This window comes from Bifidobacterium sp. ESL0827, from assembly GCF_052606685.1.
Window position 1 is genome coordinate 1210121 of the sequence record NZ_CP199597.1, and the last position, 15480, is coordinate 1225600.

The window sequence follows — 15480 nt, forward strand, 5'->3', positions numbered from 1 at the left end:
ATGAACAAGCACCGAGTCTTGCTTCTCTACCCCCTGCTGCTACTGCTCAAGATGGAGCTTGCGCTTCCAACTCAGCAGAATTTTTTGCCTATCCTGATACTTGGATTCCTCCTTTTCGAAGTCCAGCCCTTTCCTGACGCATCGTTGGCGTAGTTCTTCCTGTCTTACGGATTCGGCCTTTCTAACCGCCTCATCCTGTTCCCGTTGCAGACGGACGGAAGGGTCCAACCACTCTCCACCTGCCGCCAAAACCTTCTCTTTCTGATGCCTGAGAATCAAGGCATGGTCCTCGTCCGAATGGCGCTCCACATTGAGAAAAATCATGAGAACCGCGATGGCCGCATAACAGACCAATTCGAAACCTATGTAGCAGACAACCAGCACTGACTGGACTGTTCTGTTCTGTCGAGGCAGAGAAGGGTCATAACCTGACGCGGTCAGAAGCATATTGATCAGACCGCTGCCTAAGCCAGTCATTCCAACCATGATCGCTCCATAGACTGCCATGGTGAATCCATCCGAACGGAACCCGTTTTTAGCCTCCAAGTGGTCCAGTACATCGGAAAGAAGAGCCAAAGTCACATACATGGCAGGAATGGAGCCGACCCCCTTCAAGGCGACACCTATGCAGACCATTTTCAGGCTATGAACGTCAATAAGGCTGAATGATCCTCCAATGACGGCAATGACCATCCCCCAGGCCACAGCTTTCCTCTTGCCCAGCTTATTGGCGATCGGCCAAGCCAGGACCATGCCAATAGCAGTGGGGATGCCGCCGATCAGACCAAGAGCGCTCATAGCCCCGCCTGCGGCTCCCTCCCCGGTCACACCGTTGAACATCCACCGGCTGTAGTAGCTCATAGAACCGTTTTTGACCATGCCGGAAAGCTGGAATAGAAGGAAATATAGGATGATGACCCACCAGAAAGGTTCAGTCATGCAGGCTTTAACCTGTCTTGCCATGGGTAACTTTGCCTCTTTGATCTTGAGCTTGAGATTCTCTTCGGTTATCCGTTCACGGGTGAAGTAGTACTCGCAGAGAATACCGAGAAAAGTGATCAGACAGAGGACTAAAATTACTCCCTTCCAGTGATTGTATGAGGCCTGTGTATCAATGACCCCCCCATGATCCACGAACAGAAAACCCTGAAGGAGGACCGGCACCAGTATGCTGGCGCCGATACCAACTGCAGCCACGCCTGCTGCGTTGGACAAGGTGGCCAGGAGCCCCCGCTGATTGGTGTTGCGGGTAGAAAGATTGACCATAGAACTGTGAGCCGTATAGAACATAGGGTATGCCAACGCGTAGTAAAGGTTATAGGAGACGCAAATCCAGACCATCTGCATCGTCGGCGAGGAGTTCCTAGGAGTCATGAAAAGGCCGATGATGGCAACCATAAGAATCGGAGCCGACAAAAGAAGATAAGGCCTTGCCTTGCCCTGAGGGGTTCTGGTCAAATCCATCATTCGTCCCACCAGAAGATTACCCAGAACCACGACTATGACGGAGACCATTGGCATAAAGGTTGCAAAGAGACCGAATTTGCTCTTATCGGTCCAGTGGAGAATATCCGAATAGTACCTGTTCAGATAAGAGGCGAAGATGGCATTCGAGATAAGGGCGCAAAATGGTCCTACAAGATAACCGAGAACCATTTCCTTGATCTGGACATTGGCCGAGGTGATGCGGGTGCGCAACCAGCTCGAAGAAAAGAACTGTTCTAATAGATTTATTTTCTGCTGAGCCATCAGTTTTTGTCCTCTTCTTGCCTTGTTCCCAAGTTGATGGTCTGATTAACCTGGTGATCACCAGGACAGAGATCTTGTGTCTGCCCCCCCTGCAATTCCAGGCGACAACGTGTCCCTATAGGAACATGGACACGAACGTCAAGAAGGGAATCCTCAACCTTCCAGGAGGCACTAATAGTGCCGTAGGGAGTCTGAACGTGTCCCTTAGCCCAGTTCAGGCTGGAGTGAATAATGGGTTTAAATCTGAAAATACGATATCCTGGATCGATCATCTCAATTCCGAGTACACGACGGTAGAGGAAGTCTCCCACAGCACCTGATGCATAATGGTTGTAGGAAATCATCAGATCAGTGCCGTCATCACGGATAGGACACTGACCGGATTCGTCAAGGCCATCCCAGCGTTCCCATATCGTTGTGGCGCCCATTTTCACCTCGTAAAGCCAAGATGGACAGGTATCGTTCAACAGCATCCGATACGCAGCATCTACTTGTCCGTTATCAGCCAGAGCAAAGAGGATATAAGGCGTCCCAGGAAATCCGGTGCCGATTCGGTACCCATTCTCTTTTACCAGCTCGGCCAGGCGAGCTGCTGCTTCTTTTCTTTCTTCCCCTTTGAACATGTGCAAGTAGAGAGGGAGGACATACGCTGTCTGGAATTCTTTTTTCAGATGCCCCCGTCCATCAGTAAAAACCGATATGTAAGCATCAGCCACCTTGTCGGCCAACAGGTCGTACTCCTGCGCCTCACGATCCTTGCCTAGCTCTCTTGCCACTTTTGCCAGGGTCCGGCTGGTGTTGTTGAGACTTGCTGTGGCTGTCCAAGGACTCCGGGCCTGCCATTGAGACATTTTGGGAAGGTCAGGTGCCACCCAATCGCCGAAATGAACCACTGCTGGGGTGTGCCAGATGTATCGCCTCTTGCCTATACCCCAAAGCCCAGCCCAGAACCGGCAGGCACGAACATAGCGTTGCATTACCGGATACATTCGTTCAAGGAGATCAATATTGCCTCGAGCCTGATATTCGGCCCACGGTACCAAGACACAGGCATCTCCCCACCAATCAACGGCCATCGTGGGCATCGTGTCCGGGAATCCGAACCCTTGCGCTGGCACTGTGTTCGGTATTCCGCCAGTCCGCGCTTGCTCATCGGCTACATCCTTCAACCATTTGTCAAGGAATCGACTCATATCGAAGTTGTAGCAGGCTGTTGGAGCGAAGACTGCGATATCGCCTGTCCACCCCATACGTTCGTCCCTTTGGGGACAGTCTGTTGGTATATCCATCAAGTTGGATTTGGCTCCCCAGACAATATTGCTCTGCAAACGGTTCAGCCTGGGTTCTGAACATGAAAAATCCCCGGTCACAGGCATATCTGAGTAGAGAGCCAGACCTTCAACTTGGATCCTGTCAGCTGATATGCCGCTAACGGAAACGTACCTGAACCCCATATATGTAAAGCGAGGGGAATAAATCTGGCGGCCCTGGCGACAGATATAGGTCAAGGTCGCTTTGGCCGTACGAAGGAAGCGGGTGTTGAGGCTGCCATCCGGGTTGAGGATTTCGGAGTGACGGACCTTGATGATCTGCCCTTCTTTCCCATCGATGGTCAGCCTAACCACACCCGCAAAATTTTGACCCATATCATAAACCAGCTCATTAGAGGAGAGTCTGGATACGCTAATAGGCTTCAAGACTTCGTGGGGCCGAACCGGACTACCATAGTCAGCAACCAGAAGAGGATGGATTTTCGGCTTCTCAATAGCTGCAGGGTGCCAGTCAGGACCCATTTGCGACTCACTCAAATCGATCCTGGCATCGTAGGTCTCACCGTCATACAGGTCAGCCATCCGGCAGGGACCGTTCAAAGTGACTGACCAATCCCTATCAGTGCCAAGGATCTGACTGGTGCCATCTTCGAACTCAATCCGAAGCTCGGCCAAGAGCGCCTGACGGTCTGCGCTAATCCTGTTTTTCCTAGTAAAGGAAAAGGATCCTACAGCCCATCCACCGGCCACCACGGCTGTGATCTCCTTCTGACCGCCACCGGCCAGAAGATTTGTGACATCGTAAGTCTGGTACTGGAGCTTGGAGGCATAGGATGTGAAGCCGGGGGCGAAATACCGATCGGAGACCTCCTTGCCATTTATGGTGAAGTCGTAGATACCCAAAGCAGTGGCATAAAGACGTGCCCTGATGACCTTCCCCTCCTTCAAGGAGCAAACTCTCCGAAAAACCATAGGGGAAGGCGAAACCTTCTTTTCATGAAACCTATAGGTGCCGTCCGTGATCCATTTGGCCTGCCAAGGGGTTCCCATGCGTCCGGTTTCGAATTGGGCAACGGCAAAGGCAGACTGACCGAGCGTATCCCTGACGTTCAAGTCGAGGTTGTAGCTGGTGAAGGGCTTTAAATCAGGACCCCCATATCTGATAGACATATCATCGCCAGGATTACCCACCCATGAATTCACCTTGAGGGTGGCTGATTCCATGCGATCATCCTGACAGTCACTGTCAAGATTGAAAGTGAAAAGGGGATGAGCTGAATCAGTGACGCAGCCCTCGGTCACATTCTCAATAGCAAGACGGCCCACCGTCAGCATCTTTGCCTCTTCTCGATTACTACGGCGAGAGGGTCACCTTAAGCTGCCCGCGGTCTCGTCGTTTCTTTGTCGAATACCCTCTAAGGCTCTCGCATGAGAAGTGAGCGACCAAGCTGCATGACACGAAAGGTTCTTTTAGATACACGAAATGAATTCAGGGTACAGGAAGAAGGATATTAAGTCGGAAAATCCCCTGCGAGTCATCAACCACCATATACCCCTTATAACGCGTCACGATCATGCGCATGGAACGCATGCCAAACCCGTGATAGCGCGCATCAGATTTGGTGGTGACCGGCAGATCGTCTTTGAAAATCAGCCTTCCCTTGTAGGGGTTCTCCAAGTGGATCACCGCCATTCCTTTGTCAGGATGCACAATCAACCTGATGTACTTATCTGTCATGACATCCAGGGAATCCGTAGCCTCTATGGCGTTGTCCATGGCATTGGCAAACAGGGAATATACGTCCCCCTGCCTCATAAAGTCCAGGCAAGAACCATCTATCATACGGTCGAATTGAATGCCACGCTTTTGACAGAGCAGGGCTTTACCAGCCAACAGTATTTCCAGCGCTTCATTCCCAGCCTTGACTTTGGTGTCATAGACATCAATCAAAGTATTAAGGTCCTTGATCTCATCCTTATCCAAAGCAGTTCCCAGATCGTTGATCTCTTTCTTTATGTCATGGGCTTTGATGTTGATGAGATCGACTGTTTCTTTGTCGTGCTGCATCTGCTGCTCCTGCTGTGCCAGAAGACGCTGCAGCATGAGCCCATCCTGCTCGGCCGCCCTGCGACCAGATATCTCATCAAGCAAGACCAGAATGAAAATGCACGTGATCAAACGGGTGAGTGTGAACATCAGGTAAGCCAGAACTGGGATGCGGGTGTTTCCTACAAGTTCATCGAAAAGACAGGCAAAGACGTTTACACACAACATCACGCCAACAAGTATGAGCGGAATGTGCTTGCTGACCGTGCTGGGTGGTGCATGTTCGACTATGGAACGCGCAAAGACCCTATATACGACAGGCAGGAGAGCCGGGAAGATCACCGGATAAACCAAATAGGACAGCATGTCGCCACGCATATCTGTGAAGCTTTTCAGCAGGGAAACAATGATCTGGGCGCCGCAATAGATCAAATGCTGAGTAGCTACGCCCGCCACCAGGTAAAAGACAGCCTGTCCCGTGCTCAAGCACAGGCATATCATCATGGCAGCCAGGCACATAGCATAGAAAATGGTGACCCTAAGGATGAGAGTATAAGGGTTCTGATGCACAAGTTCTGCCCAAACAAGGCAGATGATCAACATGAGCGTCAATGATAGACCCATCCGGAAAAAGATCGGAGGACGACGATCCAACTTCCATGTATAGAGACCGATTGAGAGAATCAACTCAAATAAGAATCCCGACGACTGGAAGAACCAAAGAACGGGCTCAATCAGGCTTTCAGATAACATGGTCATTGCCGATGCAAGTGACGAGTTGAGCCATGAAAGTCTTGCGATAGACTCGGCCGATAGTTAAAACAGACCCATTTAGGAGGGTGATCTCCTCCCCCTTTACCAGACGTATATAACGCTGATTGACTAGAAAGGACTTAGATGAACGAATAAAACCATGTCCCTGGAGCACGTCTTCCACGTCTTGAAGACTGCCCACCCCATGTATCAGACCCTTGTCGGTATGGAAATCCAACTGATGGCGTCGAACCTCGATGTAAGCCAAGTCCCGCAGGAAAATACGTTGACTCTTTGACCTGTATCTTACGGTAATGGTATCAGCTTGCTGCCGACACAGGGACACGGCCCTGTCCATTTTCCTATGGAAATCCTCTTTAGTAAAGGGTTTTACAATATAGTCTAAAGCCGAAACTTCATATCCTTTGACTGCATATTGAGCCATATTGGTCACGAAGATAATAATGACTTTCTGATCCATGTGCCTTATCCGCCTGGCAGCTTCGAGCCCATTCATATTGGGCAGATCAATATCCATGAAAATCAGGTCGTACCGAATCCGATACGGCTCAACTAAGGCCGTGGGCTCACGAAAATCGGTTATTTCGATCCTCGCCTTTGTCTTGTCCATGTAATCATCCAGACAGCGGTGCAACCAGGCTGTGGCGGGCTCATCATCCTCGACAAGGGCTACCGTCAACATTCAGCACTCCTTCTCGACCTATCAATCCTGAGCATACAGTATGGCGTTGGAAAGTTAATGGTCGATCTTGCCGCAAATAGTCATGCCTCCGATTACCATCAACATTAATATTGTCCGTAATTATGCCTTATAGAGGGCCAAAGTCAGGGGTGGTGAAGTGCGCTGGCTGCGTGAGTTCATGGAGTTGCCCGTATATTTGCGAGCCATGCTCATCGTAGACCTGATGTGCAACTTCGGCATCGGCCTGGTCATGCCCATCGAGCTGCTCTTCGCCACCCATTCCCTGGGCGCGACCATGAGCGAGGCAGCGCTCCTCGTGACCATCAGCTCGGTAGGGTCCCTGATCTCCAATCCCATCATCGGCTGGGTCTCGGACCGCCGCTCCTCATGGCTGGCCATGCACACAGCCATGATCTTCTCGGTCATCGGCCCCCTGATCTTCACCGTGGCCCACGACTATCGTGCGGCAGTGGCGGGAGCCTTCGTATCAGGCCTGGGTATGGGCATGCAGACCTCCTGGGCCAGCATTCTGACGCAGATCTCCACCAGGAAGCAGCACCGGATCGTCTACGGAATCAACCAGGCCGAACTAAACCTAGGCATCGGCCTTGGAGCGGCCGTAGGCGGACTGCTGGCCGCAGGTGGTCAGGACTTCCTTTACCGCATTGGCTTCGGCGACAGGGCCCTAGGATTCGCTCTGCTCAGCATGTCGCTGTTGGTCATCGAACGACACTGGCAGCTGCGCCGACTGACAGCTGAGCTCAAGGCTCAAGCAGAGCAGGAGGCCGTCCAGGAATCTGCAGGGACAACCCACGCCCTGCAGGTCAGCCAGACACACAAAGCAAAAAGTGTAACCGCCAACGGCACCTTCGGCGGGCGGACAAGTTCCCTGACCAGAGTGCTGGCCTCGATGGCCTTGTTGACCATGGGCACCTTCTTTATGGACCTGTTCGGATATTCCCAGTTTGATGCCGGTCTGGTCACCACCCTGATTTCAGATCCCCATATCCCCCGCTGGTCCCTGTCGGTGGTGGACGTGGTCAACACCTTCTCGGTGGTCATCATGAACATCATGCTGCTGCCCCGGCTCAAGGACGCCAACCATGTGCGCCTGCTGCGCACCGTGCCGGTCTTCTGGGCTGCGGCCTGGGTGATCATCGTCCTGGGCCTACGCTTGGATTCCACCCCCGGCGCTCTGAGCGTGGCCTCCTTGGGCATCACCATCTTCGGACTGGGCGAGGTCATGATGGGCATCTCCCAGCCGGTGGTGGCCGCCGAGCTGGCCGGGCCATCGTTCAGCGGGCGCATGTTCGGCCTGCTCAACACGGCCGCCTCCCTGGGCTATATCGTGGGGCCCATGTTCGCCTCCTACATCCTGGCCGGGCATGAGGTCATTCCATTCCTGGCCATGTGCGCCATCGGACTGGTCGTGCTGGCTGTCCCCTGGTTCCTGGCCATTCCCTCGCGACAGATCACCAGCCAAAAGAACCCGGCTACCCTTTAATCTCAGACAAGGCAGTGCACCGAATTAAAGACTTCGAGGTTGGCTAATTCAAAGGATGACCAAGAAGGCATACCTGCAGTGGCCAGTCCAGCAGACTGTGTTGTCTCTTTAGAGTCAGTCCTTGTTGAGAGTCAGTCCTCGCCGACGGCCCGACGGGCATCGCCAGGCTCCGAACCTGCCATCAGGGTCTTGGCCAGATCCACAAATCGTTTGGTTAGCGGCGAATCGTCCAGGGAGCCGTCTGATCTGAGCACAGCCGGCCGGCCGGACTCCCCCGATTCGCGCAGGTCGGTCTGCAGGGGCAGCTGTTCCAGCAGGGGTACCTGATACCCCAAATCTCGGGTCAGCTGGTCGGCCACACGCTGGCCGCCTCCCTGACCGAAGATGCGCAGCCGCTCACCTTTGTGCTCGTACCAGGACATGTTTTCGATCACGCCCTGGACCTTGGTGGGCAACTGGAGGGCCACTAACCCTGAACGCACGGCCACCTCCGAAGCCGAAGGCTGGGGGGTAGTGACCACAATCAGCCGGCTGTTGGGCAGGGCCTGCGCCACGGACAGGGCCATGTCCCCGGTGCCTGGGGCCAGATCCAACAAAAGCACATCGGGGTCTCCCCACCAGACATCGGAAAGGAACTGCTCCAGCGAGCGCTGCAACCGCGGACCCCTCCAGAGAATGGCCCGGTCCGACCCGGCGAACATGCCGATGGAAATCAGCTTGACCCCCCATGCGGTGACCGGCATCAGCATGCCGTGCAGATTGGTGGGCCGGCTGTGTACACCGAAGAGCCCAGGCAGGGAGAATCCGTAGATGTCCGCGTCGATGGCAGCCGTGTCATAGCCTAGGGCAGCCAGCGTGGCCGCAAGATTGACCGTCACAGAGGACTTGCCCACGCCGCCCTTACCCGAGGCAATGGCGAAGATGCGGGTGCCCACGCCGGGCTTGGAGAAGGGGTTGCTGCGCCGGGCGGCCTTGAGGTCGGCTACCAGGTTGTCCAGCTTCTCCCGGCTCATGGAGGAAACATCGATATGGGGGCGCAGCCGGGCTCGCGGGTAGGAGGTCACGGTGCCGTTGATCTGGTTGGTGATGGTGGTCGACAACGGGCATCCCTTGATGGTCAGTTCCACCCGCACAGTCACCTCATAGTCGGCCTGGGCATCCCTGGCTGGCTCGACAATGATGTCGGTGATCATGCCCAAATCGGTAATGGACCGTCCCAGCTCTGGATCGATGACCCGACTGAGCCGCTCATAGACCTCCCCCTTGATTCTTCGAGGCAGCTCCTCCAGATCCCGGGTCCCTTCCTTGCGATGCTCTACTTGTTCCATGCCGTCACCATATCGCGCCCAGCCATCGGCTGCTAGGGCGCGGCTGGTCGGATATTGCGAATGTCACAATCAACCTTGGGCTGGGCTGGGATCGCCAGTGTCAAGCAGGCGGTGGAAGGCCGCCTCGTCCAGGATTGGCAGGCCCAGGCTCTCAGCCTTTTCGGCCTTGGAGCCCGGGTTGGCGCCCACCACCACATAGGTGGTCTTTTTACTTACGGATCCTGAGGCCTTGCCGCCGCGCTCCACGATGGCCTCCTTGGCGGAGTCCCTGGAGAAGTCCTCCAGGCTGCCAGTGACCACCACGGTCATGCCCTTTAGAGTCTGTGGCTTAGTGCTGCGCTCGACATGAGCGCCCACGCCAGCTGCCTGCCAGGCATCCAGGATGCGTCCACGCCAGTCGTCGGGCTGCCGAGCACCCTGGAACCAGTCGTGGATGGAATGCGCGATCTCGGGGCCCACACCGTCCAGCTCGGACAGGTCCTCCACGCTGGCTTCCTCCACGGCCTTGAGCGACGGGAAGCGGGTGGCGATGGCCCGGGCCGAGGTCGGTCCCAGGTGTCGGATGGACAGGGCCACCAGGACCCTCCACAGGTCGGCATGCTTGGCTTTGTCGATCTCTTCAAGCATCTGCAGGGTGTTCCTGGAGGGTTGGGCGTCGGCACTGCCCAGGGCGGCCTCCTGGACCTGGGTCTCATGGCTGTTCATAGCCCGCTCGCCCTGGCCAGCCTGGGCGCTCTTGGGCAGGTTGTAGAAGGCAGGCACCCGGTACCAGAGACCGCTGCCGCCAGTCCGGCGCTTGGTTGTGGCACGTCCCTGCCGGCCTTCGACCTCCGCCTGCTCCATCAGGGGAACCTCACGCCAGACATAGACCTGGCGCAAATCCTCCACCTTCAAGTCGAAGAGACCCGCCTCGCTGGTCAGGACAGGTTCCTGACGAGGCGGAAGCTTCAGGTCCGGGTCCGGCTGATACTGGGCTGCCTGGCCGCCTTGGTCGACCAGGACCTCACGCAGGCCGGGAGCGTAGACCTCCACGGAATCGGGCCGGTTCTCATCGGGGTTGGTCAGGGCTATGGCGCTCTGCTCCCCAAGATGCTCGATGTCCAGAGCCTTTCGAGAGGCCATGTGGATGATCCGCTCGGTCAGCTGGGCCGGGCAGGACTCCACATTGGGGCAACGGATGTCCACATCGCCCTCCTTGGCCGGGGCCAGCCGGGCACCGCAGCTGGGGCAGGTCTCGGGCATGATGAAGGGTCTCAGTTCCTTTTCGCGCCCCTTCCTGGCCTCGATAACCGGTCCGACCAGCTCAGGGATCACATCGCCTGCCTTGCGAACCACGACCGTGTCCCCGATCAGAATGCCCTTGCGCTTGACCTCGGAGGCGTTGTGGAGGGTGGTCCTGGAGACCGTGGACCCGGCCACGGTGACCGGGGTGAGCACCGCCACCGGGGTGATTCGCCCGGTCCGGCCCACTTGGACGGTGATGTCCAAAAGCCGGGTATTGATCTCCTCCGGGGGGTATTTGTAGGCCACGGCCCAACGGGGCGCACGTGAAGTAGCACCCAGCCTGCGCTGGAGATCTCGGTCCTGGAGCTTGACGACGATGCCGTCCAAGGCGTGCTCGATGTCATTGCGGTGCTGGCCGTAATAGTCGATCATATCCAGGATCTGGTCGAATGAGGTGACAACCCGGTTGTGGGGGGAGACCGGAATTCCCCACTGCTTATAGAGATCGTAAGCCTGGGACTGGTCGATGACCTCGTCGTGGGTCCCCTTGGGATGGGCCGGGCCCCACCTCAGGGAGCCCAGGCCATGGGCGTAAAAGCTCAGACGGCGGCTAGCCGTGATGCGCGGATCCTTCTGCCTCAGCGACCCGGCGGCGGCGTTGCGAGGGTTGGCGAAGGGCGCCTTGCCCTCCTGCTCCTGCTGCTCGTTCAAGGCATTGAAGTCATCGAACCGCATGAAAACCTCACCACGGACCTCCACGAACTCGGGAATGTCGCGGGTCGGTCCCGACAGGTTCTGCGGGATGCTCGAAATGGTCCTGACGTTCAGGGTGATGTCCTCCCCGGTAACGCCGTCCCCCCTGGTCAGGCCCTGCTCCAGGACCCCGTTGCGGTAGAGGAGGTTGAGAGCCAGGCCGTCTATCTTGACCTCGCTGGTCATGGGCAGGGCCTTGCCCTGCGGCCAGTCGAGCTCGTTGCGAAGTCCGTCATACCACTGACGCAGCTCGGCGACGCTGAAGACGTCATCTAGGCTGAGCATCTGGGAGGGGTGACGGACGGAGGCGAAGTCGTTGGAGAAAGTCCCTCCGACCCGGTGCGTCGGCGACTGGGGGGTGTCCAGGCTGGGGAAGTGGGACTCCAGCTCCTGCAGACAGCGCATCCGGGCATCATAGGCCGCATCAGAGGAGACCGGCGCATCGTCTATGTAGTAGGCGACCTGGTCGGACTCCACCCAGGCAGCCAGTCTGGACCAGAGACGCTGGGCCTGCTGGGCTCCCAGAGAGTCAAAATCCAACTCCCCCAGTCGCATGGCATCAGCATCGTCGGGCTGCAGGGAGGCTATCCATCGGTCAGTGCCCGGCCTGGGCCTGGACTCGGCATTCCTGCCCTCATCACGGGTTTGCTGAATATCTTCCTGAGCTGTTTTGTCATGCATTGAGCGACCTCATGAACTGTGCCTGTACCACATCAACACCTTCATTATCGTCGTCGTTCATCCTTGCGGCCGCCATTGACAGTGTTCGGGCCGGGACGAAGAGCCCACCATCCACACAGATGCGCGCTGCCTGGCGCACTATCGAAGCCACCTCGGTGTGAGGCCAGACCGGCAGGCCGTGCTCTGCCAGCACCCGGCGGGCCTGCCTGTGGTCTTCGGGCAGGACCACGCACTGGGAGCGGGCCCTAGCCTGCAGCTCGGCAAGCTCGCTCTTGAGGGCTGGTATCCGATCGGGACTGATGTGCTCGCTCATCAGGTAGGCCGCTGCAGCCACGTCAAACTCGTCGCGCATCCATGAGGCATAGGCCAGGCGATAGTAGGCGAAGGAGGCGTCGTCCCGATCCAAAGCCACCCGCAGGGCGTTGAGCGTGGCAGCCCGTGCCGAATCCCAGTCCTCCCGGTTGGCCAGCATGACCGCCAGCTTCAGGTGGGAAAGCGGATAGGCGGGCGCATAGGCCACCATGGCGTTCAGATGCTTGAGGGCCGCCTGGTCCTCCTTGATCTGAGCCAGCAGGTCGGCTATCTCCAAGTGGGCATAGAAGAGGTTGTCAGGAATGAGCAGGGTCCGCTCTCCTGGTGTGGCGAAGAGGCGGTTGTAGACCACCCGCTCGGCATAGGAGTTGAAGTAGCGGGGTACCTGGCCTTCGGCCGCAAAGACGGCATCCAGATGAGCGATAGCGTCTTGTTCAACCTGTATGCCCTGGGCTGCCCCACCGGAGAAGAGCAGATCACGGGCTTTGACGCGCTCCTTGTCTAGTTGGGAGGACAGGGAGAAGTCAAAGTCTGGAACAGGGGTGCCATCGATCATGGCACTGGCAACCTGGGGGGCCAGCTGTTCCAGCTCCGGGTCGCCAATACTCTGGATGATGCCTGTGGCCGCCTGGGCCTTGGCCGCTGATGTCATGGTCCGGTCCGAGGCCAGCTGGTGGAAACCGCCTACAGCCCTCTGCAACAGGTCGGCACGCTGGATGGACAGATCCACGGCCTTATGTGCGCCCAGGGCCTTGGCAGACTTATCAGCAAAGGCCACCTCGGAGAACTCAGGTTCCTCCTGACTGCCATGGGGGCTGAAGCGGTCATCGCGCATGTCAAACTCAGCCTCAGTAGGCTTGAGCCCGCCTTGGGGATCCACCTGCATGGCCGCGTCGAAGAAGCGGTAGATGGCACGTGGATCCTTCAAACCCTGTGAACGGATGCGGGAGAGGAAGAGTTCCCTGCTGAAGACCACCGAGACCAGGGTGCGGATGGTCGGATTGCTCTGCAGGGCGCTGAGCGGATTCTGCGATGCGTCGTCGTCAGTCTTGTCTGCAGAGGCATCATCATTCGAGACATCCTCCTTCGATGCATCATCAGAAGTCGACTCATCCGCGTCGGAATCATTGGCTGACGAAGGCGGCGCAAAAGCAGCAGAGTCAAGGTCCACGCCCTGCATAAGATCCTTGAACTCACGATCCACAGATTCCTTTTCACCCTGATCCTCGGCCTTGTCCTCCTCGTTCCCCTCTTGCTGCTCCGGGGCCATCCGGGAGGCAATGGGCTTGGTGGGATCGCCGTGCACGTCGCCATCCTTGGGATCAGCCTTGGACCCGGTGGGGGCCACCTCGCCTGAACGCATGCGCTCAAATGCCTCCAGGGCCTGTCCCATCATGGTCCTGATCGCCGAGTTCTGCTGGTCGACAGCCTCTTCCAGACCGATGGAGTCGACCTGCAGGCTGACCTCGCGCACGGCCGGATCCACCCCGAAGGCCAGGGCAGCCATCATCAGCCCGACGCGCAGGTTGTAGTCAGCGCTCATGGCGGATCGCTCGCCGTCATCCAGGTCCCGCCAGGCCCGCGACTGGTCCTCATAGCGGCTGGAAGGCATCATCGTGCGTCCTGCTGCAGTGAAGGCCAGGGCCACCTGTCCTTGGGAGAGGTTGGACCTGAACTCCACATCGAAGCGGAAGGGCAGCCGGAGGGAACGCATCAGCATGGACAGCGTCTGCCTGTAGACCCACTCGGAACGCACCGGCTCCTGACCCTGGCCGTCCGCTCGCACAGGCAGAGCCTGGGGAGCCTGTTGACGCACCATGACGGCGGTCGCCGCAGCCTTGTCGACCATGGCATTGATGGCGGTCCGCCCGTCGTCCTCCAGGGGGTCGAAACGAATCGGATAGTCCCCCGGGCGCAGCAAGGCGACAATGGCAGGATCATCCAAAAGTGCCTGGTCCAGCCGGGTTGCCTGGACGCGGTTGATCGAGTCCTCGGTGGGCAGCGTTCCCAGGCGGGCATTGCGCTCCAGCCAGGCGCTGACGGCGGCGAACCTGTTGAGATTGCCCTCGATGCGCAGGGCCGCAAGAGCGGCAGTGAACTCCAGTCCGTTGTCCCAGCTCAGAAAGTAGGCGCCCGAATAAGAGGAAGCATACAGATGCAGGGGCTCGGCCCCATGAACGGCCTCAAGGCCTGAGACGGGTGATAGAGCCCCAGCCTCGCGCATCAGGTCGGCAAACAGATCCTCCAGACCGGAGACCCGCTGTCCGTGGGAGCGCGCCTGGATCATGTCACCCACGCTGCGTCGGATGGCTCCCATGGGCGCCTCCCGGTTGAGCCGGTAGAAGATGTTGCCCGAGCCGAACCCAGTGAAGGTTCCCTGGATGCGCGGCAGCAGGTAAGCAGCGAAGAAGGCAATGGCCACGGCATCCCTATACTCCAGGTCCAGGCGCATCTCAGGAGGCAGGAGCGGACGCAGCTGCTCAAGTGAATAGCGACCATCGGCTCGCAGCCAGGAGGCCAGCCAACGCATGTGGCCGGCATCGTCACGGCCTGCTACAGCACCCTGCAGGGCGCGGACCGGCCCCGAATCCTGACCCGGATCGCGGCCCAGCCGACGACCGTCGGCCAGGGTCACCTCCTCCTCCCGGCCCAGCAAGAAGGCAGGCTCCATGTTCTGCAGGTCCATCCGGCTCTGCTCGCCGATGAAGACCCGGCCATGGTCGTCGGCCAGAGCAATCTGGGCGAAGTGACGACGATCGGTGAAGATACCTAGCGCAAAGCCGCGGCCTGGTGCATCAGGCCATTGGACCCAGCCAAGCGTCAGACCATCGGGAACGCCCTGCAGGCGCGGAAAAAGCCGACGCTTGACGGCGATGCCCAGAACACGGCTGTGGGAGGCCAGAAATTCGCGCATCTGCCGATCATCTGGATGGTGCCCCGTCCGGTTGATCAGATCGACCATGTCGGCCACCGAAGAATCCAGGGGACGATCCCCGCGACTCCCAGTAGTCGGACGAGAGGAGCCGACCAGTCCCTCCAGTGAGGAAAGAATGGAACGGCCCAGGCCGGACAGATCCCCGAACCCCCGGGACTTCTTCGCGTTCTTGGACATACCTTTGATTGTCCCAATCCAGCCCGACATGTCGCCGTTAGAA

8 protein-coding genes are annotated in these 15480 nt (G+C 57.7%); 1 reads left to right on the forward strand and 7 read right to left on the reverse strand.

The window, feature by feature from the left end; all coding sequences use genetic code 11:
• Nucleotides 1-39: 39 nt before the first annotated feature.
• The 4 genes from ACUIAI_RS04795 to ACUIAI_RS04810 all read right to left on the reverse strand — a co-directional run bounded on the left by ACUIAI_RS04795 (nt 40) and on the right by ACUIAI_RS04810 (nt 6523).
• On the reverse strand, nt 40-1749 hold the full coding sequence (locus ACUIAI_RS04795; protein ID WP_445341700.1) for an MFS transporter: 1710 nt from the start codon (nt 1747-1749) through the stop codon (nt 40-42).
• Nucleotides 1749-4355 carry a family 78 glycoside hydrolase catalytic domain gene (locus ACUIAI_RS04800; protein WP_445341701.1) on the reverse strand — a complete coding sequence of 869 codons (2607 nt, stop codon included), beginning with the start codon at nt 4353-4355 and terminating at the stop codon, nt 1749-1751. The genes ACUIAI_RS04795 and ACUIAI_RS04800 overlap by 1 nt, the downstream gene beginning before the upstream one ends.
• Before the next feature lie 154 nt (nt 4356-4509).
• On the reverse strand, nt 4510-5826 hold the full coding sequence (locus ACUIAI_RS04805; protein ID WP_445341702.1) for an ATP-binding protein: 1317 nt from the start codon (nt 5824-5826) through the stop codon (nt 4510-4512).
• Nucleotides 5810-6523: a LytR/AlgR family response regulator transcription factor gene (locus ACUIAI_RS04810; protein ID WP_445341703.1), complete on the reverse strand. Its 714-nt coding sequence runs from the start codon at nt 6521-6523 to the stop codon at nt 5810-5812. The genes ACUIAI_RS04805 and ACUIAI_RS04810 overlap by 17 nt, the downstream gene beginning before the upstream one ends.
• Nucleotides 6524-6728: 205 nt before the next feature.
• Here ACUIAI_RS04810 and ACUIAI_RS04815 point away from each other — a divergent pair, with 205 nt between their 5' ends.
• A complete protein-coding gene (locus ACUIAI_RS04815) occupies nt 6729-8027 on the forward strand; it encodes an MFS transporter (RefSeq protein WP_445341704.1) in 1299 nt (432 codons plus the stop codon).
• A 131-nt stretch (nt 8028-8158) separates the two neighbouring features.
• Here the strand turns inward: ACUIAI_RS04815 and ACUIAI_RS04820 are convergent, their stop codons facing one another.
• The 3 genes from ACUIAI_RS04820 to ACUIAI_RS04830 form a co-directional block, all read right to left on the reverse strand.
• On the reverse strand, nt 8159-9355 hold the full coding sequence (locus tag ACUIAI_RS04820) for an Mrp/NBP35 family ATP-binding protein (protein WP_445341705.1): 1197 nt from the start codon (nt 9353-9355) through the stop codon (nt 8159-8161).
• 69 nt (nt 9356-9424) lie between these two features.
• Entirely contained in the window at nt 9425-12013 is a 2589-nt protein-coding gene (ligA, locus tag ACUIAI_RS04825) for an NAD-dependent DNA ligase LigA (RefSeq protein ID WP_445341706.1), read from the reverse strand.
• On the reverse strand, nt 12006-15437 hold the full coding sequence (locus ACUIAI_RS04830) for a tetratricopeptide repeat protein (RefSeq protein ID WP_445341707.1): 3432 nt from the start codon (nt 15435-15437) through the stop codon (nt 12006-12008). Before ACUIAI_RS04830 ends, ligA begins: the two co-directional genes overlap by 8 nt.
• Nucleotides 15438-15480: the final 43 nt, after the last annotated feature.

Coding starts and splice junctions, on each gene's coding strand:
- ACUIAI_RS04795 (WP_445341700.1), bottom strand. CDS start 1,749: ATGGCTCAGCAGAAAATAAATCTATTAGAACAGTTCTTTTCTTCGAGC.
- ACUIAI_RS04810 (WP_445341703.1), bottom strand. CDS start 6,523: ATGTTGACGGTAGCCCTTGTCGAGGATGATGAGCCCGCCACAGCCTGG.
- ACUIAI_RS04805 (WP_445341702.1), bottom strand. CDS start 5,826: ATGACCATGTTATCTGAAAGCCTGATTGAGCCCGTTCTTTGGTTCTTC.
- ligA (WP_445341706.1), bottom strand. CDS start 12,013: ATGCATGACAAAACAGCTCAGGAAGATATTCAGCAAACCCGTGATGAG.
- ACUIAI_RS04815 (WP_445341704.1), top strand. CDS start 6,729: ATGCTCATCGTAGACCTGATGTGCAACTTCGGCATCGGCCTGGTCATG.
- ACUIAI_RS04800 (WP_445341701.1), bottom strand. CDS start 4,355: ATGCTGACGGTGGGCCGTCTTGCTATTGAGAATGTGACCGAGGGCTGC.
- ACUIAI_RS04830 (WP_445341707.1), bottom strand. CDS start 15,437: ATGTCCAAGAACGCGAAGAAGTCCCGGGGGTTCGGGGATCTGTCCGGC.
- ACUIAI_RS04820 (WP_445341705.1), bottom strand. CDS start 9,355: ATGGAACAAGTAGAGCATCGCAAGGAAGGGACCCGGGATCTGGAGGAG.